A 26,532-nucleotide genomic window follows, 5' to 3' on the forward strand; every position below is an offset into this window, starting at 1 on the left:
CAGATCTTTTGGCAGCTTTGAACGGCCCGAGGCGCGTCAGCCAGCCTCAGAGCGATTACTACGGGGGAAGAGTCACGATCGACATGCTTCCATTGACGGCCGCGCAGTCAGGCGTGTGGGCCGCACAGCAGCTGAGCCCAGCGAACCCGCGGTACAACTGCGCCAGCTATCTGGAGATCCACGGTCCTGTCGACGCCGGGTTGCTCAGCCAGGCTGTCGCGGTCGCACTCGGCGAGGCCGATGCGCTGCGCGTGCGGCTGGAGGACGACGGCAGTCCCGGCCAGACCGTACTGCCCCCGGCCGAAGCTCACGCCCTCGACGTGCTGGACCTCACGGCTACCGAGGACCCCCGGGCCGCGGCCGAGGGCTGGATGCGCGAGGACCTCTCCCGGCCGGTGGAGCTGACGGCCGACCCGCTGATCCGGCACGTGCTCATCCGGGAGTCCGCGGACAGCTCGTTGTTCTACCTGCGCTACCACCACGTGGTCATGGACGGACTCGGCCACACAGTCCATGTCCGGCGCATCGCCGCGGTGTACACCGCGCTCGCCTCCGGCGCCGCACCACCCGCCGCGCGCCCCCTGCCGCTGCGCGACCTGGTCGCTGCGGACGGGGCCTACCCGGACACGCCCGCCTTCGTACGCGACCGTGCCTACTGGCTCGACCGGTTCGCCGACCGCCCTGCCCCTGTGAGCCTGGGCGACCGGCGCACCGGCGCAGCAGGCGGGCTGCTGCGCCGCACCACCGATCTTGTACCGGCCGACACCGCGCTGCTGCGGGACGCCGCCCGGCGGCTGGGGGTCCGTCCCTCCGCGCTGTTCGTGGCGGCCGTGGCCGCCTACCAGGGCAGGCTGACCGGCACCGAGGAAACGCTGCTGCGGGTGCCGCTGCCCGCGCGCCCCAGCAGCGGGGCACTCGGCACCCCGGCCATGTTCACGAACGAACTGCCCGTACGTATCCCGGTGCCCCGCTCCGCCTCCTTCGCCGAACTGGCCGCCGGGGCGTCGCGGGAACTCGGCCTCGCCCTGCGCCACCAGCGCTTCCGCGGCGAGTGGCTGCACCGGGAGCTGTTCCCCGAAGGACGCCGCGAGCCGCTCGCCGGAACCACCGTCAACGTGGTCACCTTCGACGCCGAGGTCTTCTTCGGGGACATGCCGAGCACCGCGCACCACCTGTCCTCCGGCCCGGTCGACGACCTGCGCTTCGACGTCTTCTCCGACGCCCGCGCCACCCGGGTACGGCTGAACGCCGACGCCAACCCCGAGTTGCACCCGCCCGGCGCCCCCGCGGCCCACACCCGTCGGCTGCTCACCCTGCTGCGCACGGCGCTCGCCGACCCGGACCTGCAGGTGGGACGACTGCCGTTGACCGACGACGAAGAGCGCCGCGCCGTACTCGCCGCGGGTGCCCCGTACCGGCGCGACTACCCCCTGGACACCCGGCTGCACGAACTGATCGAGTCCCAGGCCCGTCGCACCCCCGACGCCGTGGCCGTCACCGACGGCACGACGACGCTGACCTACCGCCAACTGGTCGACCACGCCCGTCGGCTGGCCCACCACCTGGGCGAGCGCGACGTGGCACCTGGAACGGTCGTCGGCGTATACCAGGAGCGCTCGGTGCACCTGGTCGTCTCCTTGCTCGCCGTCCTCATGGCCGGTGGTGCCTATCTGCCGCTGGATCCCGAACTGCCCGCGGCGCGCGTCGCCTTCCAGATCGAGGACGCGGCCGTCACCACCGTCCTGACCATCGCACGGCTCGCCGACGGAGCGCCCGGTGCCGGTATACGGGTTGTCGCCGTCGACGAGGTGCTGCCCGCCCTGCCATCCGGCGGCGACCCGCTGCCCACCGGTAGCGCCGCCGACATCGCGTACGTCATCTACACGTCGGGCTCGACCGGCACCCCCAAGGGCGTCCCCATAGCCCACCGCGGCGTGGTCAACCGCCTGCTGTGGATGCAGGAGGAGTACGCCCTCGAAGCCGGAGAGTGCGTGCTGCAGAAGACGCCGTTCACCTTCGACGTGTCGGTCTGGGAGTTCTTCTGGCCCCTGCTTGCCGGTGCCCGGCTGCACCTTCTCGCCCCCGGCGCCCACCGCGACCCCCGGGCCGTCGCCGCCTCCGTACGGGACCACGGTGTGACCACCCTGCACTTCGTGCCGCCGATGCTCGACCTCTTCCTGGCCGAGCCCGGCGCGGCCGGACTGACGGGGCTGCGCCGCGTGGTGTGCAGCGGCGAGGCGCTGCGGCCGGAGACCGTGGCCCGGTTCTTCGCCGTGTACGGACCCTCGGCCGGCGCCCCCGGCCTGTACAACCTCTACGGGCCGACCGAGGCCGCCGTCGACGTCACCCACCTCAGATGCACCGAGCGGCACGCGGAAGGTCCGGTGCCGATCGGCCGCGCCGTCGCCAACACCAGCCTGTACGTCCTCGACCCGGGCGGCGAGTTGCTGCCGTTCGGCCTGCCCGGAGAGCTCCACATCGGCGGCGTCCAGGTTGCCGCCGGCTACCTCAACCGGCCCGCGCAGACCGCGGAGCGCTTCGTCGACGACCCGTACACGCCGGGCGGCGGCGTGCTCTACCGCACCGGCGACCTCGCCGTGCTGCACGAGGACGGCACGGTCGAGTACCGCGGCCGGATCGACCACCAGGTGAAGATCCGCGGCTTCCGCATCGAGCCGGGCGAGGTCGAGTCGGCGCTGCTGGCCCTGCCCGGGGTCGAACAGGCCGTCGTCACCGCGCCCCGGCAGACCGACGGGCAGCACCGGCTGCTCGCCCACGCCGTGGCCCCCGGTACCGGTGCGGAGGAGCTGACGGCGGCCCTGACCGCGCGGCTGCCCGAGTACATGGTGCCGTCCGCGATCGTGCTGCTCGACGCCCTCCCCCTGTCCCCCAACGGCAAGGTGGACCGGCGCGCGCTTCCCGCCCCCTGCCCCTCCCCCGGCGGCACCGGCCCGTCCGCAGCGGCGGATCGGGCCGGACCACGTGACGAGAGCGAGCAGCGGGTCCACGACGCCTTCGCGGCGGTGCTCGGCACCCCCCGCGTCGACGTCGACACTTCCTTCTTCGCCCTGGGCGGCGATTCCCTGCTCAGCATCCGGCTGCGGACCGCCCTGGAACACGCCGGGCACACCTTCGACCTGCCGGACCTGTACGACGCGCCGACCGTACGCGCCCTGGCCCGCCGCACCCGGCCGCACGCCCCGGCCGTCCCCGGCACCCGGCCCTTCTCGCTGCTGTCCGCGGCCGACCGGGACCGGCTGCCCGAGGGCCTGGACGACGCCCACCCGCTCAGCAGCATGCAGTCCGGCATGGTGTTCCACGCCGCGTACGAGGAGAACTCCTCCGTCTACCGGGTGGTCACCAGCATCCGCGTCGGACTGCCCTTCGACGAGCGGCCACTGCGCGCCGCCCTGGACGCCACGGTCCGGCGGCACCCGGCGCTGCGCAGCTCCTTCCACCTGACCGGCTTCGGCGAACCGCTCCAACTGGTGCACCGTGACGTACGGGTCCCCCTCACCGTCGACGGGGCGCTGCGCGGCGCGGGCGCCGGGGAACGCGACGCCCGGCTCGCCGAGTGGGCCGACGCGGCCAAGCACCACGACTTCGATCTGACCGCTGCCCCTCTGCTGGCCTTCACCGCTCACCCGCTGGACGAGGGATCATTCCAACTGGGCGTGGTCGAACACCATGTGGTGCTGGACGGCTGGAGCGACGCGGCGATGCTCGACGAGATCGTCGCCCGCTACCGGGCCGCGCTCGCCCACGAAGACCTGTTCCTGCCCGAGATCCCCTCCACCTTCCGGGAGTTCGTCGCCGCGGAACAGCGGGCGGCGGAGCAGCCGGAGCACCGCGCCTTCTGGGCGGAGGAACTGGCGGGAGCCGAACCCGCACCGCTGCCCACCCGCACCACGGGCCACCCGCCCGGCGCCCGGCACCGACGGTTCGACGTGCCGCTGAAGCAGTCGACCGGCGCCCGCATCGCCGAAGCGGCACGGGCCGCCGGGCTCCCCGCGAAGTCCCTGCTGGCCGCCGCCCACGCCGTCGTGCTGAACACGGTGGCACCGGGCGACGAGATCCTCACCGGTGTCGTCGCCCACGGCCGGCTGGAGGTATACGGCGGGGACCAGGCGATCGGCGTGTTCCTCAACACGCTGCCGATGCGTCTGACCGTGTCCGGCGGTTCCTGGCTGGACCTGGCGCACCGTGTCCACGCGCACGAGCAGCGCACGCTGCCGCACCGCCGCTACCCCTACGCCCGCGTCCTGCGCGACCACCCGGACCTCGCGCTGGACTCGTACGTCAACTTCATGGACTTCCACCAGCGGTGGGGCTCCGAGTCGGCGATCCAGGACGGCTTCGGCATCGCCGAAACCGACTTCCCGCTCGCCGTGAACTTCCTGGTCGACCCGGCCGGCGGCCGGCTGCGGCTCTGGCTGGACTGTGACACCTCCCTGCTGGATCCCGACTTCTGCGACCGCCTGGCGGGTTACTACCGGCGTGCCCTGGACGCGCTCGCCGCCGACCCCTCCGCGCCCCCGGTCGCGGAACTGCGCAGCACGGACGAACAGGCCCTGGTGGACGGCTGGAACGACACGGCGGTGCCCTACGACACCGGCGCGACCGTCAGCGGGCTGATCGACCGGCAGATCGCCGCCGCTCCGCGGGCCACCGCACTCGTCGACGGTCGAGAACGCCTCAGCTACGCCGAACTCGACGAGCGCGCCGCCCGGCTCGCCCACCACCTGCGGGCGGGCGGCGCCCGGCGCGGCAGCCGGATCGGCGTGAGCATAGGGCGCTCGGCCGACCTCGTCGTCACCCTGCTCGCCATCGCCCGCACGGGCGCCGCGTACGTCCCCATGGACCCGGGGTTCCCCGCCGACAGGCTCCGCTACATCGCCGCGGACGCCGCCCTGGACGGCCTGGTCTCCGAGGCCGGCGGGGCGGAGGACCCGGCCGCCTGCACCGTCGTACGGCTCGACCGGGACGCGGAGCTCATCGCCGCCCGGCCCGCCGGGCCGCTGGACGAGGGCCCCCGCGCTCACGACCCGGTGTACGTCATCTACACCTCCGGCTCGACCGGCCGCCCCAAAGGGACGGTGCTGCTGCACCGCAACGTCGCCAACTTCTTCGCTGGCATGGACCGGCGGATCGGGCTCGGCGGTGAGGACGTCGTCCTCGCGCTCACCAGCATCTCGTTCGACATCTCCGTGCTCGAACTGCTGTGGCCGCTGACCCGCGGCGCAACCGTCGTCGTCGGCGGCGAGCGGATGATCGAACGGCTCACCCCCGCCGACGGCGAGGACTCCCTGCCAGACCTCCTCGGCCGCCACGCCGTCACCCTGGTGCAGGCGACCCCGTCGTTCCTCGCGGCGGTGGCGGCCGAACCGGCGGCGCTGGCCGCGCTGCTGCCGCTGCGAGCCCTGCTGGTGGGCGGCGAGGCGTTCCCCTCCGGGCTGGCCCGGCGGCTGCTGACGGCGCTGCCCTCGGTCCGGGTGTTCAACATGTACGGCCCGACCGAGACGACCATCTGGTCGACTGTCCACGAACTCGACCGCGAACGGGACCTCCACGCTACGGCGTTGCCGATCGGCCGGCCGATCGCCAACACGACCGTACGGGTGGCCGCCGGGGAGGGCCGCGAGGCTCCCGTCGGCGTCGCCGGCGAGCTGTGGATCGGCGGCGACGGCGTCGCGGTAGGATACCTGGACCGGCCCGAGCTGACCGCCGAACGGTTCGTCGCGACGGTGGAAGGCCGCTGGTACCGCACCGGGGACCGGGTGCGGTGGCGGGCCGACGGGCTGCTGGAGTTCCTCGGCCGGATCGACCGCCAGGTGAAGATCCTCGGACACCGGGTGGAGCCGGACGAGGTGGAGAGCGTCCTCTCCCGCCACCCGGAGGCCGCCTCGGTCGCCGTCGTCGCCACGCAGCCCGCGGGCGGCGGGGCGGAACTCGTCGCCTACGTGGCCCTGGCCGCTCGTACCGGGGACGGCGACGGCGAGCGTGCGCACGTGGACCGCTGGCGGGACGTGTGGGAGGGCGCGTACAGCCCCCGCACGGACGGCCCGGCCGGCACCGACGACACCACCGGCACGGATGCTGAGAACGGTGACCCGGCTGCCGAGCAGAGCCCCGCCGGCTCCGGTACGGAGGACACGAGTGACTTCGCCGGCTGGCTGAGCAGCTACACCAAGCGGCCCATACCCGTGCACGAGATGCGGGAATGGCTCGGACACACCGTCGACCGCATCCGCCGGATCGGCGGAGCGGACAGGCCGGGCGGGGCCAGGATCGTGGACGTCGGCGTCGGCGTCGGCCTGTACCTGCGCCGTCTCGCCCCCGGCGCCGGCTCATACCTGGGGCTCGACCTCTCCCCGTCGGCCCTGGCAGCCGCGGCCGCTTCGGTCGCCCGGGACGGGGCGCTGCCGGGGCACGTGACCCTGCGCCAGGCCGAGGCCACGCTCCTCGCCGAACTGCCCGACGCCGACGCCGACCTGGTGCTGTTCAACTCCGTCGTGCAGTACTTCCCGGGCCCGGACTACCTGCGCCGCGTCCTCACCGAGGCGGTCCGGGTCGCCGGCCCCGAGGGCGCCGTCTTCGTCGGCGACGTCCGGGACCTGGCGCTGCTGCCCGCCTTCCACGCGGACACCCAGCTGCGCCTGGCGCCGCCGCTGGCCCCGGCCCGGGAGGTGGCCGCCGCCTCGGCCCGCGCGCTCGCCGAGGAACGCGAACTGTGCCTGACCCCCGGCTTCTTCGAGGACTTCGCCGCAGCCGCCGGACTCGGCCTGCGCATCGAGCTCAAGCGCGGCCGCCACGCCAACGAGCTGACCCGCTTCCGCTGGGACGTGACGCTGTACGGCCCCCGCCGGGCCCCGGACGACACCGACGGCAAACGGCTGCCGTGGACAGACCTTCCCGGCCCCTGCGCCCTCGCGGAACTGCTGGCGGGCACCGCCGCGAACCGGGCCCTGACCGTCACCGGTCTGCCCGACGAACGCCTGGTACGCCCCCTCGCCGCGCTGTCCCTGCTGCGCCGCGGGCAGGCCCCGGACCAGACCGCGTGGGGGCTGGAACGCGCGCTGTGGGAGGCATCGGCCGACCAGGGTGTCGCCCCCGAGGACCTCGCGGAGCTGGCCGACCGGCACGGCCGTACCGTCCGGCTGCTGCCGTCCCGGCCCGGCGGCACCGGGGAGTTCGACGTCGTCTTCGAGCCCCGGGCCGAGGCACGGCACGCACCGCGACGGACCGCATCCGACCCGGCGGACCGGCCGCCGAGGAAGCAGTAGGGACCGTGAACGCACCCACCCCGCCCCTGGCCAACGATCCGCTGGCCCAGACGGCCTGGGCCGCCTTCCGCACCCGGCTGCGGGAGTTCGCCGCCGACCAGCTGCCGGAGGCGATGGTCCCGTCCCGCTTCGTCGTCCTGCCCGAGCTGCCCAAGCTGCCCAACGGCAAGGTAGACCGCGGCCGGCTGCCCGCGGTGTCCGACGGCGAGAGCGCCGGCACCGCCTACGTCGCGCCGCAGACGCCCCTGGAGATCCTGCTCGCCGACATCTGGGCCGATCTGCTCGGTGTCGGCCGCGTCGGCCAGAAGGACAACTTCTTCGAACTCGGCGGCGACTCCCTCGCAGCGGCCCAGACGGCGGCCCGGCTGCGCGCGGCGACCGGGCTCCAGGTGAGCCTGCGCAGCCTGTTCGACCACCCGACCCTGGGACGTCTCGCCCGCCACATCGGTGCCCAGGACGGCCCCGCGCCCACAGTGGACGGCGGCCGGCACCCGCGGTCGATCTCCGGCACGGACCTGGCGGCGGAGGCCGTCCTGCCCGCCGACATCGCCCCGGCGGACGACGCCGCCCCACCGGCCCCGGCGCCGTACACCACAGTCCTGCTCACCGGCGGAACCGGTTACACCGGGGCGTTCCTGATGCGGGAGCTGCTCGACCGGTCCGGCGCCCACCTGTACGTCCTGGTGCGCGCGGACACGCCGCGGCAAGCGGCGGGGCGGGTCCGGACGGCGATGGAGCGGTACGGGGTGTGGCGCGACGGCGACGAGAGCCGGTTCACCGGGGTGCCCGGCGACCTCGCCCGGCCGTACTTCGGCCTCGACCACGGTACATACCGGCGCCTCGCCCGCGACGTGCAGATGATCGTCCACAACGGCGCATGGTCCAGCTACGCGCTGCCGTACCGGCGGCTCAAGCCGGTCAACGTGCTAGGCACCCAGGAGGTACTGCGGCTCGCCGCCCGGCACCTGATCAAGCCGGTGCACTACATCTCCTCCCTCGCGGTGTATCCGGGCCGCCCCGGCGAGCACCGCTGGCCGGAGGATGCGGCGACCGGCCCCGAGGGTGTGGTCGGCGGATACCGGCAGACCAAGTGGGTGGGCGACCGCATGATGGCGCAGGCCCACGAACGGGGCCTGCCCACCTGCGTCTACCGGCCCGGCCAGATCACCGGCGCCCAGACCACCGGCGCCTGCGCCGAGGACACGTTCCTCAACGCCACTCTCAAGGGGTGCGTCCAGCTCGGCGCGGCCCTGGAGTTCGACGTGTTCCTGGAGATGACCCCGGTCGACTTCTGCGCCGCGGCGGTCGCACACGTCGCACTCGGCGGACAGGGCCACGGCACCGCCTTCAACCTGCCGGGCGGCCGTCCGCTCGCCTGGGACCGGCTGGTCGACCTGCTCGACGAGTGCGGGTACCCGCTGCGCAGGCTCTCGTACGCCGACTGGTACGCCGAACTGACCCGGGCCGTCGAAAGCGGCGAGCAGAACGAACTCGCCCGTTTCCTCCCCCTGTTCGGCTCCGACCAGCCGGCCGAGGACCTGGGCTACCGGGGCAGCCGACCCGTCTTCGGCACCGCCAACCTGCGGGCGGCGCTGACCGGCTCGGGCATCACCTGCCTGCCGCCCGGGCTCGAACTCGTCAGCCGCTACCTCGACCACTTCGAAGCCACCCACTTCCTGCCCGCGCGTGCGGAGAGGACCGCGGAGAGGAAAGCCCCGTGACCGAACCCCTGCTGCCGGACGAGCCCAGCGCCGTTCACCTGCTGCGCCGCCACGCCGGCGAACGGCCCGGCCGCGCCGCGGTCACCTTCGTCCACGACCACGACGCGGCCGACGGCGCCCGCACCCTCGACTACGCGGCGCTCGACGCGGAGGCCCGCCGGGTGGCCTCCTGGCTACAGGAACGCTGCGCGCCGGGCGACCGCGTCCTGCTGCTGCACCCGCCGGGCCTGCCCTTCGTCACCGCCTTCCTGGGCTGCGTGTACGCGGGCACCATCGCGGTGCCCTCGCCGATGCCGGGTCAGTTCCAGTACCAGCAGCGCAGGGTCACCGGCATCGCGCTGGACGCCGGGGTGAGCGTGGCGCTCACCGACACCGGGCAGGTCGACGAGGCTCGCCGCTGGCTCGAGGCCGAGGGCCTCGACTTCACCGTGGCGGCAAGCGACGGCGCGTACTTCGGCGCCGCCGACCGCTGGCGCGACCCCGCGGCCGCCCACCGCGACCTCGTCATGCTCCAGTACACCTCCGGGTCCACCGGCGACCCCAAGGGCGTCATGGTCGACCACGGAAACCTGCTGCACAACGCCGACAGCCTGCGCCGCGCCCTCGGGCTGACCGAAGAGACCAACTTCGGCGGGTGGATACCGCTTTACCATGACATGGGCCTGATGGGGCAGCTGCTGCCCAGCCTGTTCCTCGGCAGCAGCTGTGCGCTGATGTCGCCGATGGCGTTCCTCAAACGCCCCCACCAGTGGCTCAACCTCATCGACCGCTACGACCTCGGGTATTCGGCCGCGCCCAACTTCGCCTACGAGCTGTGCGTGCGCCGGGTGACCGACGCCCAGCTGGAACAGCTCGACCTGTCCGGGTGGCGGTTCGCGGCCAACGGCTCGGAGCCGATCCAGCCGTCCACCGTGCGCGACTTCGCCGACCGCTTCGCCCCTGCCGGGTTCCGCGCCGAGGCCCTCGCCCCCTGCTACGGGATGGCCGAGGCGACCGTGTACGTGTCCGGCCTGGCCGGCCGGCCGCCCCGGATCACCGCCGTCGACTCCGACGCCCTGGAGAAGCACGTCCTGCAGCCCCCGCTGCCCAGCGGGCCGGTCCGCGAGCTGGTGGGCTGCGGGGACGTACCGGACTTCGAGGTACAGATCGTGGACGAGGGCGGCACGGTGCTGCCCGACGGCACCACGGGCGAGATATGGCTGCGCGGTCCCAGCGTGGCCACGGGCTACTGGGGCCGCCCGGATGCCACCGAGGAGACCTTCGGCGCCCGTACCGCGGACGGCGCCGGCCCCTTCCTGCGCACGGGCGACCTGGGCGCCCTGCAGGACGGTGAGATCTATGTGACCGGGCGCAGCAAGGACCTGCTGATCGTGCACGGCCGCAACCTCTACCCGCAGGACGTCGAGCACGCACTGCGGCTGCGGCACCCCGCGCTCGCCACGCTGGCCGGCACCGCGTTCACCGTGTCCGTACCGCAGGAGGAGGTCGTCGTGCTGCACGAGGTCCGCGGCCGGTTCACCGACGAGCAGTACCAGGCGCTGGCCCGGGACATGCGCACCACGGTCTACCAGGAGTTCGGGGTGCGCACGGCCGGCCTGGTCCTGCTCAGGCCGGGTGCCGTCCGCAAGACGACCAGCGGCAAGGTGCAGCGCGCCGAGATGCGGCGGCTGTTCCTCGACGGCGCCCTCACCCCCGTCCACACTCATCTGGAGGCGGCGGTGGGCGCGCTGGTGAGCGGGGAGGGCGCGTGAGCGGCGGCGCGGCTGACTGGCCCACCGGCCTGCCGGGCCGCCTGGAGAGGGCCATGGAGGCTGCGGCCGACGGGCCGTTCCACCCGGCGGCCATCGCCCGGCTGGACGACCGGGAGGAGTTCCCCACCGAGGCCGCCGCGGTCCTCGATGCCTGCGGCATCGCCCGCGCCTACGTGCCGGCCGGGCTGGGCGGCGCGCCCGGCGGCCTGCCGGAGCTCATCGCGGCGCTGCGCACTGTGGCCCGCCGGGACGTGACCGTCGCCGTCGCACACGGCAAGACCTTCCTGGGCTCGGTGCCGACCTGGGTGGCGGGCCGGGACGGCCAGCGGCGGGTTCTCGCCGCCCGGGTCCTGGACGGCGCGGTGGTGTCCTGGGGGCTGACCGAGCCCGGGCACGGCAGCGACCTGCTGGCCGGCGAGCTGACGGCCGAGCCCGCGCCGGACGGGGGCTGGCGGCTCGACGGCGCCAAGTGGCCGGTCAACAACGCCACCCGCGGCCGGTTCGTCTCGGTGCTGGCCCGTACGGCGCCCGCGGGCGGGCCGCGCGGGTTCAGCCTGTTCCTCGTCGACAAGGAGGTGCTTGCGCCGGGCAGTTGGCGGCCCCTGCCCAAGGAGCCCACGCACGGCATCCGGGGCGCTGACATCAGCGGCGTCCGCTTCGAGGGCGCGTACGTACCAGAAGACGCCCTGACCGGCCGGGTCGGTGAGGGCCTGGACGTCGTGCTGCGCTCCCTCCAGCTGACCAGGACCGTGTGCACCTCCCTGTCGCTGGGCGCCGGTGAGCACGCGCTGCGGCTGGCCCACGCGTTCGCGGCCGGGCGCGCCCTGTACGGCACCACCCTGCTGCGGCTCCCGCTGGCCCGCCGGGTGCTCGGGCGGGCCGCGGCCTCCCTCGTGCTTGCCGACGCCGCCTCGCTGCTGGCGGCGCGCTCCGTGCACTGCCTGACCGGTGAGATGAGCGTGGTGTCGGCGGTCGTCAAGGCCGGCGTGCCGGATATCGTCCAGCTCGCCGTCGACGACCTCGCCGAACTCCTCGGCGCCCGCGGCTTCCTGACCGGCCACCACGAGCACGGCCGCTTCCAGAAGCTGGAGCGGGACCATCGCGTCGTGGCCGTCTTCGACGGCAGCACCGCGGTGAACCGCTCTGCGCTGATCGGCCAGTTCCCCGTGCTCGCCCGGCGGATCGCCAGCGGCGAGCACGACGGCGCGGGGCTCGCGTCCGCCGTCTCCGCCGGTCCGGTCCCCCCGCTGGACTTCGGGGCGCTGCGGCTGGTGAGCCGTACCGGCTGCAGCGTGGTGCAAGCGCTGCCCGCCGTCGCCGGCCGGATCGCCGCGCTCGCCGCCGCGGGCACCCTGCCGGGGCGGGTCCGCGACCTGGCCGGGGCGCTGGCCGAGGAGACGGCGGCGGTCGCGGACGCCATGGCGGCCCTGCGGCCCGCAGGCCGCGACGCACCCCCCGAGGCGTTCGGGGCGGCCCGCCGCTACGAACGCTGCTACGCGGGTGCCGCGGCTGCCCACCTTCTGCTCGCGGACCCCGGGGACCCGCGGCGCGCCACCCTCCTGACCGCCGCCCTCGAACGGGCCCTGGAACTGCTGCGGCCGGGCCACGAGGCGCCGCAGGAGGCGTACGAACCGGCGGTGGCGGTACTCGCCGAGCCGACGGGGGAGCTGATCGCATGACCGAGGCGAACACGGTGGGCGAGCCCGTACCACGGCCGGCGGCGGGGACGGCCGGCGGCGGGGACGCCGACAGGCTGGAGAGGTTCTTCGGGGACGCCGGCGACCCGGCGAACCCGGCCGGCCGCGCCGCGGTCCTGGCCGCCGACGAACGAGGCGAGATGCTCCGGGCCGGTGAGGAACTGCTGACCGCGTACGGGCTGAACGCCCACTTCGTCCCCGTCGAGCTGGGCGGGCGGCTCGGCCGCCTCGACGACCTCGTCCGCGTCATGCGGACCGTCTACCGGCGCGACCCGTGCCTGGGCCTCGGCTACGGCGCCGGCTCCTTCATGGCCGCCGTCAACGTGTGGACGGCCGGCAGCGCCGGACAGCGCGCCCGCCTCGCCCGGCGGCTGCTGTCCGGCGCCCGGGCGGCCTGCGCGTACCACGAGCTCGACCACGGCAACGACCTCACCCGGGCCGGCCTCACCGCCCTTCCCGGACCCGACGGGCGGCTGCGCCTGAACGGGCGCAAGGAGGTCGTGGCCAACCTGCGGCGGGCCGAGACCATGGTGCTCTTCGCCCGCACCGACCCGGCCCAGGGCGGCCGCAGCCACTCCCAGCTGCTCCTGGACGCAGAGGACCTGCCCGCCGGCGCCGTACGGTACCTGGACCGGTTCGCCACCGTAGGCATGCGCGGCGTGCAACTCGGCGGCGTCGAGTTCACCGACTGCCCGGTGCCCGACGACAGCGTCGTCGGGCACCCGGGGCAGGGCGTGGAGACCGCCCTGCGCTCGTTCCAGCTCACCCGCATCGCCCTGCCCGGCATGACGATCGGCCTGCTCGACACCGCCCTGCGCACCGCCCTGCGCGGCAGCCGCGGACGCGCACTCTACGGCGCCCGCGCGGCGGATCTGCCGCTGTCCCGGTCGATCCTCACGGAGGTCTTCGCCGACCTGCTGCTGACGGACACCTTCACCATGGTCGCCGCCCGGGCCGCCCACACCGCGCCGGCCCAGGCGGGCGTCTACGCGAGCGCCGTCAAGGCCCTCGTGCCGACGGTCCTGATCCGCGCCGTGAGCCGCCTGTCGGAGCTGCTCGGCTCGCAGTTCTACCTGCGCGACGGTGAACAGCCGCTCTTCCAGAAGCTGCTACGGGACGTGCAGCCGTCGGCGTTCGGACACGCCTCTCGGGTCTCCTGCCTGTCCGCGCTGCTCCCGCAGCTGCCGCTCACCGCGCGCCGCGGCTGGCGCTCCGATACCGCCGCCGCGCTGCCCGCGGACACCTTCCGCGCCGACCGGCCGCTGCCCGGCCTGTCCTTCGGCGACCTCGCGGTCTCGGCCGGCGGCCGCGATCCACTGGCCCGTTCGCTCGTCACGGCCGCCGGCGCCGCGGCAGCGGACGACCCGCTCGCCGCCTCCGGCAGCGCCTGGTGCGCGGAGCTGGCGGCGCTGACCCAGGACGCGGCCGGTCTCGCCCCCACCCTCATCGGGCCCGACGCGCCCCCGTACGCCTTCGGTCTCACCACTCGCTGGACCGGTGTCCTGGCCGCGTCTGCGTGCCTGAACACTTGGTGGTGCTGCCCGAAGGAGACCGCGCCCGGCGCCGCGAACCCGGCCGTCCCGCTCGCCCTGCTGCACCGGCTCGGCGCCCACCTGGACCACCACCGCGAGCCCCTGCCGCGCCACCTCGCCGAGCCGCTGCACGCGGAACTCCTCCGGCGCCTCGACGCCGGCCTCACCTTCGACCTCGACTGCCGCCCCACCGGGGCCTGAACCGCCCAGGAGGAACCATGTCCGAACTCACCACCGAGACCTCGCAGTCGGCCGTCGCCGAGGTCATCGACTGGCTCCGCGACCGGGTGGCGGCCCAGACCGGACGCCCGGCGGCGGAGATCGACCCCGACGTCCCGCTCAACGACTACGGCCTGGACTCGGTGTACCTCTTCGGCCTTTCCGCCGAGATCGAGGACCACTACGGCATCGAGGTGGAGGCGACCATCATGTGGGACAACACCTCCCTCGCCCCGCTGGCCGATGCCCTCATGCCGCTTATCGCCGCGCGGTGAGCCGCCTGTCCCCGCACATCCCGCCACCACGCCAGGAGTAGCCGCGATGACCGCTGTCCTGCCCGACTTCCCCATGCCACGCGAGCACCCCCTCGACCCGCCGCCCCAGTACCGTGCACTCAGTGCCGAACGCCCGGTCTTCCAGGTGCGCACTCCCCGCGGGGACACCGCCTGGGTCGTCACCCGTTACGAGGACGTACGGGCCGTGCTGACCGACCGAGCCTTCAGCTCGGACCCCCGCACGCCGGGCTTCCCCACCTACGTCACCGGGGACGTGCCCCCACCGCAGGGCTTCTTCATGCAGGCCGACCCGCCGGACCACGGACGACTGCGCCGTACCGTGACCCGCGAGTTCCTGATCAACCAGATGGAGGCGCTGCGGCCCACGATGCGCCGCATCCTCGACGGCCTGGTCGACCGCATGACTGCCGACGACCGCACGTCGGGCGACCTGGTCCGGGAGTTCGCGCTGCCCATGGCCGCCATGACGATCTGCGAGATCCTCGGCGTCCCCTTCGAGGACCACGTGCTGTTCGTGTCGCTTACCGACACCGTACTGGACCGCTCCAGCACCCCCGAGCAGGCGGTGCAGGCGGCGGGCGAGCTGATGGGCTACTTCGACCGGCTGGTCACCGCCAAGGAGAAGGAGCCGTCCGAGGACCTGTTCGGCCGCATGGTCGCCCGGTCCGCCGACGGCGGCCTCACCCACGAGGAACTCGTCGGCATGGCCGCCCTGCTGCTGCTCGGCGGCTACGACACCATGGCCCAGATCATCGGCATCGGCACGGTCACCCTCTTCGAACACCCCGATCAACTGGAGGCATTGCGGCGCGACGACACGCTGCTGCCGGGCGCGGTCGAGGAGATGCTGCGGTACCTGTCCATCAACCACGCGGGGCTGCCGCGCGGCGTCACCGAGGACGTAGTCGTCGGCGGCCAGCAGATCCGGGCGGGGGACGGCGTCCTGGTGATGCTGAACGCGGCCAACCGCGACGAGGACGTCTTCGAGGAAGCCGACAGGTTCGACATCCGCCGGGTGAACAACAGCAAGCACCTCGCCTTCGGCCACGGCTTCCACAAGTGCGTGGGAGCGACGCTCGCCCGCGTCGAACTCACCGAGGTCTTCGGCGGCCTGTTCCGGCGGCTGCCCGGGCTGCGCCCGACCCGCTCCCTCGACGAACTGCCCTTCCGTCACGACATGGTGCTCTACGGGGTCCGTGAGCTCCCCGTCACCTGGTGACCCCGCCCGCGCCGACCCCCGCCTCCCGAATGGACCGTTCATGACCGCTTGTCCGCACGCAGCCGACGCCCTGTTCACCCCCGAGTTCGTCGCCAACCCCTACCCGGCGTACGCCGGGCTGCGCGAGGAGGGCCGGGCGCACCGGGTGACCCTGCCCGGCGGCGTCGAGGCATGGCTGCTCACCTCGTACGACGACTGCCGCCGCGCCTTCCTCGACAACGACTCCTACTCCAAGGACATGGCCGGCACCTGGACGGCCTTCCAGGAGCAGCGAGTCCCGATCACCGGTGACGTGGTGATCGGGATGGGCGACCACATGCTGGTCTCGGACCCGCCCCGCCATACCCGGCTCAAGGCCCTGATCTCCAAGGCATTCACGCCGCGCCGCATAGAGGCCCTCGCTCCGAGCATCGAGGCGACCGCGACCGGGCTGCTCGACGGCCTGCTGCGGCGGCGCGGCGAGGACTCCGGGCGCGCCGACCTCACCACCGAGTTCGCCGCACTGCTGCCGATGGAGGTCATCCGGCAGCTGCTGGACGTGCCCGCCGAGGACGGGGAGCGGCTGCGGCACGCGGTGGAAGCGGTGATGAGCAACGACGAGGACAGCCGGGACGCGGCCATGGCCGCCTTCCAGGAGGTCCACGACACACTGCGCACCCTTGTGGCGCGCAAGCGCACCGAGGCCGGCGACGACCTGACCTCGGCGCTCGTCAGCGCCCGCGACGAGGACGACAGGCTCAGCGAAGACGAACTCGTCTCGATGCTGGCACTGCTGCTCTCCGCCGGCCACGAGACCACCGTCAACCTGCTCGGCAGCACCGTCCTGGCGCTGCTGCGCCACCCCCGCCAACTCGCCCTGCTCCAGCGGGAGCCCGACCGCTGGGCGGAAGCGGTGGAAGAGGTGCTGCGCTGGGACGGCCCCATCCAGAACGCCATCTGGCGCTTCACCCGCAAGCCGGTCACCGTCGGGGACGTCACCATCCCGGCGGGCGAGGCGGTGGCGCTGAGCGTGGCCGCCGCCGACCGGGACCCGGACCGCTACCCGGACGGGGAGCTGTTCGACGTGACCCGCGGCGAGCGCTCGCACCTCGCCTTCGGCCACGGCATCCACCACTGCCTGGGGGCGCCGCTGGCCCGTCTGGAGGCGCGCATCGCCGTACCGCTGGTGTTCGCGAAACTGCCCGGGCTGGCCCTGGACGGGGAGCCCTCCTACCGCCCGTCCACCGTCTCCCGGGCCCTTTCCTCCCTCCCGGTGACCTTCAGGAACGCAGGCTGATCGGCGTGAGGATCCTCGGTCTCTGCGGCAGTCTGCGCTCCGGGTCGTTCAACGCGTCCGTGCTGCGCACAGCGGTCGACATGACCGTCTCCCCGCGGGAACTCGTCGTCTGGCCGGACCTGGGCCGTCTGCCCTTCTTCAACGCGGACGTCGAGCAGACCGCGCTGCCCGGAATCGTCGCGGACCTACGCTCCGCGGTGGGCTTGTCCGACGGCGTACTCATCGTGAGCCCCGAGTACGCCCATGGCACCTCCGGCGTGCTGAAGAACGCGCTGGAGTGGTTGGTCGGCGGCGGCGAGATCGCGGCCAAGCCGGTGGCCCTGGTCAGCGCATCCACCGCGATCACCGGCGGCGACAACGCCCGCTCCTGGCTGTCGCAGACCCTCACCGTGATGGGTGCCCAGGTGATCCCACAGGACCTGCGCATTCCGATCGCCACGAGGAAGATCACCGATGGCAGGCTCACGGATGAGCCGACCCTGGCCGCCCTGCACGACCTCCTCGACCACCTCACTGATGCCGCGGTCAAGGCCCGGGAGGAGAACGACACCTACGCCTGACCGAAGGGTGGCTGCGTCCCCCACAGAGACACCCGCACCACACCGTTACGGCGCAACGGCATCCGCGGTCGACGAACATTGTCCGCATCCGATGGCGTCGGCCGCCGGGGGCGAGGGCTACGTCGGCCCTCTTCACGGGTTTCGTCGGGTCTCGTGAAGTGTCGTGCACTATCGCTCCTTCGGGTCTGGGAGGGTGTGCGCGACGCCTTCCGGCAGGTTGTCGCGCACGTCGTTTGGGCCGTCTCGGGTGTGCCCGCTACCGTCCTGCTCCGCTCGTGGAGGAGCCGGTGAGGGCAGGGACGAAGCGTGGGTGTGGAGGCAGGTGCCGGTCTGGCGCGGGACGGGATGCGCTGGTCACCGCCGCCGGTCGGCGAGCCGCCTGGCGCCGCCCGTACCGGCGGTTCCGCGTGCAGCTCCCGACGGGGGAGCGTTACCACACGGTGCTGGACTGCGACGAGCTGCGGGTGCGCGAAGCCGACGAGCTGCTGTTCCCTCACGTCGCGCAGGGCGGCGCCGGGGGGACGACCGAGACCAACGCCGGCGCGATCGGGCTGGTCTTGACCTGGTGCGCGACCGCGCGGCTCGGAGTCGAAGCAGCGGCCGGCTACCTGGGACGGTTCGTGCTGTGGCCGCGCTACTTCGACCCGGAGAACCCGCTCGTGCTGCCGGGGCTGGGCGCCGGTGGTGCGCGGCCCATCGCGGAATCAACACCGTGCTGGCCGCCGTGCGGGAGTTCTCCAAGCACCTGGTGAGCCTCAAGGTGCTGCCGGCGACCACGCTGGATGCGCTCTACCGGGTGGTCGATGACCGCGATCTGCCCGATGAAGTACGCGGGGATGCCCCCGGGCTGCGGCTGCGGATGAGCTCGCGGCACCGGGTTCCGCGGGCGGAGAGCACGGTGACGAACGCGACGGAGGCGGAGGCCGCCGGGTTGCTGACGGCGTGCCTGAACGCGCGGGACCGCCTCATCGTCGCGCTCGCGGTGCGGGTGGGCATGCGCCGCGGCGAGATCGCCGGGCTGCGGCTGGCCGATGTGCGCCTGATCCCGGGCCGCCGGGCCGGATGCCAGGTCGAGGGCACGCACCTGCACGTGATCAAGCGGACCAACCCCAACCGGGCCGCAGGGAAGGCCCGCCGCAGCCGCCAGCTGCCCTGCGATCCGCTCGTGGTGCGGTTGTTCGACGACTGGGCGGTCGAGCGGGCGGAGGTTCCCGGCGCCGCCGACTGCGACTTCGCCCCGGTCACCCTCACCGGCCCGCGCACCGGCCACGGCATGCGGCCCGCTGCGATCAACGAGGCGTTCGAGGCCCTGGTCCGGCGGTCGCGAGCCCTACCGCCGGCGCCAGCGACGCCTGGGCCGTTTGACCCCGGTCGAGCCGGAAGCGAAAGCCGAGGTCTACCAGGACCTCGGCCTGAAGTTGATCTATCAACCCCCACGTCAACTGGTGCGGGTGGAGGCCAAGCTTGAGCCACACCAGTTGGGGATAAGGTTCGTGTCCAGGGGGGGACTTGAACCCCCACGCCCTAATACGGGCACTAGCACCTCAAGCTAGCGCGTCTGCCATTCCGCCACCTGGACCGGTGGAAGCCGCGCGGGCGGAGCCCGCCGCGACGCGGTACACCCTAGCAAACCCGCGGGGGCCCGCGATCACCCCGCGGGTTGGGCCGGGGGGTCCGGCGGGGCAGGATGGGGCGTGGACCCCGAACGTGCCAGGGAGGCATCGTGAGCCAGCCGGAGAACGCCCGTGGCGGCACCGTCGAGCGCGCGGAGAGCGAGGTCGTCGACCTCTGCCGCGAGCTGATCCGGATAGACACCAGCAACTACGGCGACCACTCCGGACCGGGGGAGCGGGCGGCCGCGGAGTACGTGGCGGAGAAGCTGGCCGAGGTGGGTCTCGAGCCGGAGATCTTCGAGTCGCACCCCGGGCGGGCGTCGACCGTGGCGCGGATCGAGGGCGAGGACTCCTCGCGGCCGGCGCTGCTCATCCACGGGCACCTCGACGTCGTGCCGGCCAACGCCGCCGACTGGACCCACGACCCCTTCTCCGGCGAGGTCGCCGACGGCTGCGTCTGGGGGCGTGGGGCGGTGGACATGAAGGACATGGACGCCATGACCCTCGCCGTCGTGCGCGAGCGGCTGCGCACCGGGCGCAAGCCCCCGCGCGACGTCGTGCTCGCCTTCCTCGCCGATGAGGAGGCCGGCGGGCTCTACGGGGCCAGGCACCTCGTGGACACGAAGCCGGAGCTGTTCGAGGGCGTGACCGAGGCCATCGGCGAGGTCGGCGGCTTCTCCTTCACCGTGAACGAGGACGTGCGGCTGTATCTCATCGAGACCGCGCAGAAGGGCATGCACTGGATGCGCCTGACGGTCGACGGGACGGCCGGGCACGGCTCGATGACCAACCGTGACAACGCCATCACCGAGCTGTCCGAGGCGGTGGCCCGGCTGGGGCGGCACGAGTTCCCGGTGCGGCTGACCAAGTCCGTACGCGGCTTCCTCGACGAGCTCGGCGACGCCCTCGGCGTCGAGCTGGACCCCGAGGACATGGACGCCACCCTCGCCAGGCTCGGCGGCATCGCGAAGATCATCGGCGCCACCCTCCGCAACACCGCCAACCCCACCATGCTCGGCTCGGGCTACAAGGTGAACGTGATCCCCGGGCAGGCCACGGCGCACGTCGACGGCCGCTTCCTGCCGGGGTACGAGGAGGAGTTCCTCGCCGACCTCGACCGCATCCTCGGCCCGCGCGTGAAGCGCGAGGACGTGCACGCCGACAAGGCGCTGGAGACCACCTTCGACGGGGCGCTGGTCGAGGCCATGGCGACGGCCCTGAAGGCGGAGGACCCGATCGCCCGCGCCGTGCCGTACTGCCTCTCCGGCGGTACCGACGCCAAGTCCTTCGACGACCTCGGCATCCGCTGCTTCGGCTTCGCGCCGCTGCAGTTGCCGCCGGAGCTGGACTTCGCCGGGATGTTCCACGGGGTCGACGAGCGGGTCCCGGTCGCGGGTCTGCAGTTCGGCGTCCGGGTGCTGGACCGGTTTCTCGACGCCTGCTGAGCTGGACTTTCTCCGCGGCGGAGGCGCGGTGCGAGCGGGTGGTACAAGCCGTCGAATCGGCCACCTGTGTCAATCGGACTGAAAAGGGTGAATGGCACGATAAGCGCGTAGCCCGGCACCTACCTCGTCGTTGCATTGGGTGCGGTCCGCTGCTGGGGCCGCACCGTCAACGAGGAGGAAGAATGATCAAGAAGGTTGTCGCCGCGGCGGCCGCCACGGGCGGTCTGATGCTGGCGGGTGCCGGCGTCGCCGCTGCCGACGCAGGTGCCCAGGGCGCTGCCGTGCAGTCCCCGGGCGTGCTGTCCGGCAACGTCGTCCAGGCTCCGATTCACATCCCCGTGAACGCCTGCGGCAACACCGTGAACGTCGTCGGTCTGCTGAACCCGGCGTTCGGCAACACCTGCATCAACAAGTGACGTTGAACCTCCCGTAAGGGTGCGACCGTACGGCCCCGGAGTGCGCTGCAGTGCTCCGGGGCTGGACGGGCTTTTGGACGAGCGGGACGGGGACGGCCCGCCTGCTCGCGTACTCAGAGCTCAGAAGGCAGGAAAGACCCATGCGACATGTCGCAAGGAAGGGCCTGTTCACCATCGCCGCCGCAGGCGGCATGCTGGTCGCCGCAGGCGCCACCGCCGCACAGGCGGACGCGGGCGCCGAGGGCGCAGCGACGAACTCCCCGGGCGTCGGCTCCGGTAACACGGTGCAGGCGCCCGTGAACGTTCCGGTGAACGTGTGCGGCAACACGGTGAACGCCGGCGGGCTGCTCAACCCCGCGTTCGGCAACACGTGTGTCAACGACGGCGGAGGCACGAAGACCGGCGGCCACGCCACCGGCGGCGGGGCCCAGGCCCAGGGCCAGTCGTCGCAGTCCCCGGGCGTGCTGTCCGGCAACACGGCGCAAGCGCCCGTGGACGTGCCGGTGAACGCGTGCGGCAACTCCGCCAACGTCGTCGGGGTCGGCAACGCCGCCTTCGGCAACGAGTGCGGCAACGGCGCGGTCCCCGACACCCCGAAGCCGCCCAAGCCCGAGGAGCCGCCGACGACGCCGGAGGAGCCGGACCGTCCCGACGTGCCGGACACCCCCGAGCAGCCCGTCACCCCGGACCGTCCCGACGAGCCCACGGACCGGAGCCACACCCCGCCGAACCACGAGACGCAGGCCGGCGCGCCCGCCCCGGAGACGGAGCAGCTCGCGGAGACCGGCTCCGAGATCCCGGTGGGGGCCCTCATCCCGCTCAGCGGCGGTCTGCTGCTCGGCGGCGCGGTGCTCTACCGCCGCGCCCGCGCGGCCGCGGCCTGATCACGCGGGCAGCCCGATCAGGCAGGCGGCCTGATCGCGCCGGATTCTTGATCAAGTAGTCGACGGCCGCGGGCGGGTCCGGGCAACCGGACCCGCCCCCTTGCCGTCCTCATCGTCTCCGCCACCGTCCGGCACCATCCGGTGCCGGCCCCGTGGGCGCGTGGAAACCGCAGGTCAGCGGGTCGTCCACGCGAGGGATACGCCCCCGCGGGCGTCACCACGTCGCTCGCACCTGTCTGATGATCCGGCGCCGCAGCCGCGCCCTGCGACTGCCGTCGGGATACAGCCGGAGCCGGTGCAACTCCCAGTGCCCGTACTCGGCTTGGTCGGTCAGAAGCCTCGCCGCGGCGGCCCGTGAGACTCCCCGCGGCACATAGACATCACGAAACTCGTATTCCGGCATCGCATCCATTGTGCGGAAAGTGCCTCGCTCCGGATAGCGTCTGCACTATGTCTGATGCTGCGCAGCCTACGGCTGCCGAGGTACGCGCCGCCGCGTCGGTGCTGAAAGCCGCGATCGACCGCCACCTCGAAGCGGTCGAGCGCCGGTCGGGCGAGGAGGGCTCTGCCGTCTATGCCGCCTTCGAGGAGCTGGCAGCGGCAGCCGAGGCGTACGACGAGGTGTTGTACGAGGTCCACGACGAGGTGACCCCCTTCGAGATCCCCAGCAGCGACACGCTGCCCGCCTACACCGGGCCCGACGAGCCGGGGGCGCTCAGCGTCCTCATGCGCCGGGACTACACCGTGGCGGAGCCGCACCGGCTGCTGGCCCAGGCACAGCGCATCGCCGACCTCGACCCGGACGTCGCGGGCGGGGACGAGACCGGTGACCGGGAAGCCGTGGGCAGCAGCCTTACGGCGGCGGTCGGCGTGCTCTTCGGCGAGTTCGAACCGGACGAGATCGCCTCGCGGCACCGGGAGTTCGGCCTCTCCGAGGGTGACTCCGCGGTGTGGGTGGCGGCGGCGGAGGAGCCGGCGGAGCCGGGGGAGTGGCTGTCGGCGCCGTTCGACCAGGCCGACCCCGAGCTGGTCATCTGCCGCTTCGACGTCAGCGCGTCGTTCGAGGACGAGCTGGACTTCGACGCAGACGACGAGGCGGACATCGAGGACGACGACACCGGGGGACGCGGGGACGACCGGGTGGTCGACGCCCTCGACGCCCTCGACGACCTGGACGACGGCGACGACGAGCTGGAGCGGGTGGACACGGGCCGCTGAGCGCCGTTCCGCGGGGCCCGGCGCGGACGCGCCGGGCCTTCCGTGCCGGCGCAGCCTGACGCCCTCCGGGCGGCCTCGTGCCGCCTCGCGCGGCTTCGTGCCGGGTCCTGCGGTCAGGCCCGCGTCTGGGCGCCGAGCAGGCCGCGCAGCCGTGTCGTACGCCGCGGGGCCGGCACCTCCGCGAGGCGCCGGGCCAGCACGGGGCCCGCGCCGTGCACGACGGACAGGTGCCGCTCGCCGCGGCTGAACGCCGTGTACGCCCAGGCGCGGCTCAGTGCCGCCTCCGCGTCCCCGGGCACCACGACCACCGCGGCGGGCCAGCGCCGCCCCGCCGCCTGGTGCGCGGTGAGCGCCCAGCCGTGCCGTACGGCCTCGGCGACCCGGTCGGGACGGACGACGACGGCGGTGCCGCCGCAGTCGAGGTGCAGCCCCGCGTCGTCACCGGAGGTGACCAGTCCCGGCACGGCGGTGCCGGGGGCGGGGACGTAGACGACGCGGTCGCCCGCGTCGAAGCCGCCGAACGCCCCCGGGCCGGGGTTCAGCCGTTCCTTCAGCGCCGCGTTCAGCACCCGGGTGCCCGCGGCGCCGCCGTGCCCCACGGCGATCACCTGCGTGTCCGCGGCGGGTACCCCGAGGGCGCGCGGTACGGAGTCGGCGACGAGCTGCACCGTGCGGTGGACCGCCTCGCCGGGGTCCTGCACCGGGACGATCACGACCTCCTTGCCCGGCGCCGCGACGGCCTGCAGCTCGCCGGCGCCGACGCCGGAGACCAGCTCGCCGATCGGTCCCGGGTCGGGGGTGCGGGACGTCACCCGCGGGCAGACGCGCGCGGCGGCCACATCGGCGTAGACCCGGCCGGGGCCCGCGGACTCCAGCAGCCCGGGGTCGCCGCTGAGCACCAGCCGCACGCCGTCCGGCAGCGCCTCGACGAGGGCGGCGGCGGCCTCGGCGTCGAGCTGCGGCGCGTCCAGTACGGCCAGCACGTCGACGGCGAGCAGGCCGTCCGGGTCGCGGCCCGGGCCCTCCCGGCCGGCGAGCAGCCCGCGCACGGTCACGGCTCCGCCGGACGCCGGGTCCTCCGCCCCGGGGCCGGAGCGGCCTTCCCCGGCGGCGGCCTCCGGTCCGGTGGCCGCCGCGGCGAGCAGGCCGGCCAGGCGGGCGCGGCCGTCGTCGGTGTGGGCCGCCGCGTACGCGCGCAGCCCCAGGGCGCGGGCCGCGGCGACCAGCGCCGCGGGCTCCGCGCGGGCGGCCTCGCCGCCGCTGTGCAGCACGAGTCCGCTGCCCGCGGCGGCGCGGATCAGCTCCGCGGCGGAGGGCGACGGCGCGGCGGCGGCCGCGGCCTCCCACGCGCCCGCGTCCGCGACGCGGACGGCGGCGTCCTCACCCTGCGCGCCGGCGTCCTCCTCCGCCGGACCCGGTGGCGGCGTGAACGTGCTGACGAGCCGGGACAGGCCGTCCGCCAGGCCCTCCTCCGCCATCGCGTAGCGCTCCAGGCCGAGCAGCAGCCGTACGGGGACCTCCTCCTCGCCGTCCTCCCCGCCCTCCGGTACGGGGGCCGCGGCGGACGGCTCCTCGCGCTCTTCGAAGACGAGCACGCCGCCCCTGGCCGCCGCCTCGCGCAGCGCCTCCTCGGCGTCCGGCACCCCGTACCCCGACAGGGCCTGCGCCAGCGCCGGGAACTCCAGCGCGGTGTGCCCCCTGAGGGCCGCCTGCGCCAGCAGCCAGCCCACCAGCGCCTCCACCCGGCGCTCGTCGCCGGGCTCCGCGGACTCCAGCAGCCCCCGCGCGAACTCGTCGGCCTGCGACGGCCGTACGCCCGGCACCGCGAGCAACTGCCACGGGTCCGCACGCAGCAACTCCGCCGCGCCTTCGCCGAACTGCCCCGCGACCCGCGCCGCGGGATCCTCCGGGGCGCCCGCGCCGGCGAGCACCTGCCGTACGGCGGCGACCGCCTCGGCGCTCGGCTCCCGCGGCCGCACCGGCTCCCCCTGCTCGCCCCCGGCCCCTGCACCGGCCTCCGGCGCCGTCCCGGCCCCGGCCGGCGGCTCAGCGCTCCGTACGGGCCGGGGCCTGGGCGCCCGCGCGGGCGCGGGGAAGAACGCGGCGGCGTCCCGCTCGCCCCGCTCCACGGCCCGCACGGCGGCCAGCAGCTCCGCCGCCTTCCCGGTCAGCGCCGTCCCGCTCTCGACGGCCGCGGCGGCCCGCCTGGGCCGCTCCTCGCCACCGCCCTCGCCGGACCCGCCGCCCGCCGTGCTCGCGTCGGCCCCGGTACCCGCGTCGCTCCCGGCGCTCGCGCCGGTCTCCGCGCCCCCGCCGCCGTCCCCCGCAGCCCCCGGCTCCGTACCGCCCCCCGCCGCCGTCTCCGCGGCCTCCGGTGCGTCGTTCACAGCGTGCTCCAGTCCTGATCGGGATAGCGGTGCACGGGCGCCGACACGTCGTCCAGCGCCTGGCAGATCTCGTCAGGAAGCGTAAGACCCTCCACCGACAACGCCGCCGACAACTGCTCGGCGTTGCGCGCCCCCACCAGCGGCGCCGCCACCCCCGGCCGGTCCCGTACCCACGCGAGCGACACCTCCAGCGGCGTCACCGCGAGACCGTCCGCCGCCGTGGTCACCGCGTCGACCACCCGGCTCGCCTCCTCGTCCAGGTACGGCGCGACGAACGGCGCCAGGTGCTCCGAGGCCAGCCGCGACCCCGCCGGCGTGGCGTCGCGGTACTTGCCGGTCAGGACCCCCCGGCCGAGAGGCGACGACGGCAGCAGGCCCACGCCCAGGTCCAGGGCCGCCGGCAGCACCTCCCGCTCCACCCCGCGCTGCAGCAGCGAGTACTCCATCTGCGTCGACGCCAGCCGCGTCCGGCCGCCCGCCGCGCCCGCGCCGCCGCCGGCCCCGGCGAGCTGCCAGGTCGCGGCCTTGGCGAGCTGCCAGCCGCTGAAGTTGCTCACGCCCGCGTAGCGGGCCCGGCCGCTCGCTATGGCGGAGTCGAGGGCCTGGAGGGTCTCGTCCATCGGCGTGTACGGGTCGAAGGCGTGCACCTGCCACAGGTCGACGTAGTCGGTGCCCAGCCGTTCCAGCGAGGCGTCGAGCGCGCCCAGCAGGTGCCGCCTGGAGGTGTCGAAGCGGCGCTCGGGGTCGGGCACGCTGCCCGCTTTGGTGGCGACGACGATGTCCCGCCTCGGCACGAGGTCCCGCAGCAGGCGTCCCAGCAGGTGCTCGGCGCCGCCGTCCGCGTACACGTCGGCGGTGTCGACGAGCGTCCCGCCGGCCTCCCAGAACGTCTTCAGCAGCCCGGCCGCCTCCGGCTCCCCGGTGTCCCGCCCCCAGGTGAGGGTGCCCAGTCCCATGCGGGAGACGCGAAGGCCCGTGCGGCCGAGTTGCCTGTGCTCCATGGGCGTTGAGATTA

Annotated in this window: 18 protein-coding genes and 1 tRNA gene; 15 read left to right on the forward strand and 4 right to left on the reverse strand. The window is 74.0% G+C overall.

What is annotated here, in order from left to right:
- Positions 1–83 precede the first annotated feature (83 nt).
- The 11 genes from FB457_RS23130 to FB457_RS23180 all read left to right on the forward strand — a co-directional run bounded on the left by FB457_RS23130 (position 84) and on the right by FB457_RS23180 (position 19,022).
- Positions 84–7,283 carry a non-ribosomal peptide synthetase gene (locus tag FB457_RS23130; protein ID WP_145783091.1) on the forward strand — a complete coding sequence of 2,400 codons (7,200 nt, stop codon included), beginning with the start codon at positions 84–86 and terminating at the stop codon, positions 7,281–7,283.
- Positions 7,284–7,288: 5 nt separating this feature from the next.
- Positions 7,289–9,004, forward strand: coding sequence for a thioester reductase domain-containing protein (locus tag FB457_RS23135; protein ID WP_047014886.1), 1,716 nt, complete (start codon positions 7,289–7,291; stop codon positions 9,002–9,004).
- Positions 9,001–10,755, forward strand: coding sequence for a fatty acyl-AMP ligase (locus FB457_RS23140; RefSeq protein ID WP_145783094.1), 1,755 nt, complete (start codon positions 9,001–9,003; stop codon positions 10,753–10,755). Before FB457_RS23135 ends, FB457_RS23140 begins: the two co-directional genes overlap by 4 nt.
- 53 nt (positions 10,756–10,808) lie before the next feature.
- The gene (locus FB457_RS23145; protein WP_107086192.1) at positions 10,809–12,434 is read left to right on the forward strand and encodes an acyl-CoA dehydrogenase family protein; all 1,626 of its coding nucleotides are present in this window, start codon (positions 10,809–10,811) and stop codon (positions 12,432–12,434) included.
- Positions 12,431–14,185: an acyl-CoA dehydrogenase family protein gene (locus FB457_RS23150; RefSeq protein WP_078898147.1), complete on the forward strand. Its 1,755-nt coding sequence runs from the start codon at positions 12,431–12,433 to the stop codon at positions 14,183–14,185. Before FB457_RS23145 ends, FB457_RS23150 begins: the two co-directional genes overlap by 4 nt.
- 17 nt (positions 14,186–14,202) lie before the next feature.
- On the forward strand, positions 14,203–14,478 hold the full coding sequence (locus FB457_RS23155; protein ID WP_047014884.1) for an acyl carrier protein: 276 nt from the start codon (positions 14,203–14,205) through the stop codon (positions 14,476–14,478).
- Positions 14,479–14,524: 46 nt separating this feature from the next.
- Positions 14,525–15,718, forward strand: coding sequence for a cytochrome P450 (locus tag FB457_RS23160; RefSeq protein WP_145783095.1), 1,194 nt, complete (start codon positions 14,525–14,527; stop codon positions 15,716–15,718).
- A 40-nt stretch (positions 15,719–15,758) separates the two neighbouring features.
- Entirely contained in the window at positions 15,759–16,994 is a 1,236-nt protein-coding gene (locus FB457_RS23165) for a cytochrome P450 family protein (RefSeq protein ID WP_047014882.1), read from the forward strand.
- 5 nt (positions 16,995–16,999) lie between these two features.
- Entirely contained in the window at positions 17,000–17,554 is a 555-nt protein-coding gene (locus FB457_RS23170) for an NADPH-dependent FMN reductase (RefSeq protein WP_047014881.1), read from the forward strand.
- Between the two features lie 407 nt (positions 17,555–17,961).
- The gene (locus FB457_RS23175) at positions 17,962–18,306 is read left to right on the forward strand and encodes a hypothetical protein (protein WP_145783097.1); all 345 of its coding nucleotides are present in this window, start codon (positions 17,962–17,964) and stop codon (positions 18,304–18,306) included.
- Positions 18,267–19,022, forward strand: a complete 756-nt coding sequence (locus tag FB457_RS23180) for a site-specific integrase (RefSeq protein ID WP_145783099.1) — start codon at positions 18,267–18,269, stop codon at positions 19,020–19,022. Before FB457_RS23175 ends, FB457_RS23180 begins: the two co-directional genes overlap by 40 nt.
- Positions 19,023–19,048: 26 nt before the next feature.
- Here FB457_RS23180 and FB457_RS23185 read toward each other — a convergent pair.
- Positions 19,049–19,133 (reverse strand) — tRNA-Leu (locus tag FB457_RS23185).
- A gap of 108 nt (positions 19,134–19,241) precedes the next feature.
- Here FB457_RS23185 and FB457_RS23190 point away from each other — a divergent pair.
- The 3 genes from FB457_RS23190 to FB457_RS23200 all read left to right on the forward strand — a co-directional run bounded on the left by FB457_RS23190 (position 19,242) and on the right by FB457_RS23200 (position 21,912).
- On the forward strand, positions 19,242–20,612 hold the full coding sequence (locus FB457_RS23190) for a M20/M25/M40 family metallo-hydrolase (RefSeq protein WP_442814270.1): 1,371 nt from the start codon (positions 19,242–19,244) through the stop codon (positions 20,610–20,612).
- Positions 20,613–20,794: 182 nt separating this feature from the next.
- Positions 20,795–21,028, forward strand: coding sequence for a chaplin (locus tag FB457_RS23195; RefSeq protein ID WP_047014879.1), 234 nt, complete (start codon positions 20,795–20,797; stop codon positions 21,026–21,028).
- 140 nt (positions 21,029–21,168) lie between these two features.
- The gene (locus tag FB457_RS23200) at positions 21,169–21,912 is read left to right on the forward strand and encodes a chaplin (protein WP_173534821.1); all 744 of its coding nucleotides are present in this window, start codon (positions 21,169–21,171) and stop codon (positions 21,910–21,912) included.
- A gap of 214 nt (positions 21,913–22,126) precedes the next feature.
- Here FB457_RS23200 and FB457_RS23205 read toward each other — a convergent pair whose 3' ends face one another.
- On the reverse strand, positions 22,127–22,315 hold the full coding sequence (locus FB457_RS23205) for a DUF5703 family protein (protein WP_026276372.1): 189 nt from the start codon (positions 22,313–22,315) through the stop codon (positions 22,127–22,129).
- A 47-nt stretch (positions 22,316–22,362) separates the two neighbouring features.
- Between FB457_RS23205 and FB457_RS23210 the strand changes: the two genes are divergently transcribed.
- A complete protein-coding gene (locus FB457_RS23210; RefSeq protein WP_186462034.1) occupies positions 22,363–23,130 on the forward strand; it encodes a hypothetical protein in 768 nt (255 codons plus the stop codon).
- A 113-nt stretch (positions 23,131–23,243) separates the two neighbouring features.
- On the opposite strand, the gene FB457_RS23215 is transcribed toward FB457_RS23210, so the two are convergent.
- Both FB457_RS23215 and FB457_RS23220 read right to left on the reverse strand, forming a co-directional pair.
- Positions 23,244–25,517, reverse strand: a complete 2,274-nt coding sequence (locus FB457_RS23215) for a helix-hairpin-helix domain-containing protein (protein ID WP_486589110.1) — start codon at positions 25,515–25,517, stop codon at positions 23,244–23,246.
- Complete coding sequence (locus FB457_RS23220) at positions 25,514–26,518, reverse strand: aldo/keto reductase (protein WP_047014875.1); 1,005 nt, start codon at positions 26,516–26,518, stop codon at positions 25,514–25,516. The genes FB457_RS23215 and FB457_RS23220 overlap by 4 nt, the downstream gene beginning before the upstream one ends.
- Between the last annotated feature and the right edge of the window lie 14 nt (positions 26,519–26,532).

Source organism: Streptomyces sp. CNZ287, from assembly GCF_007827615.1.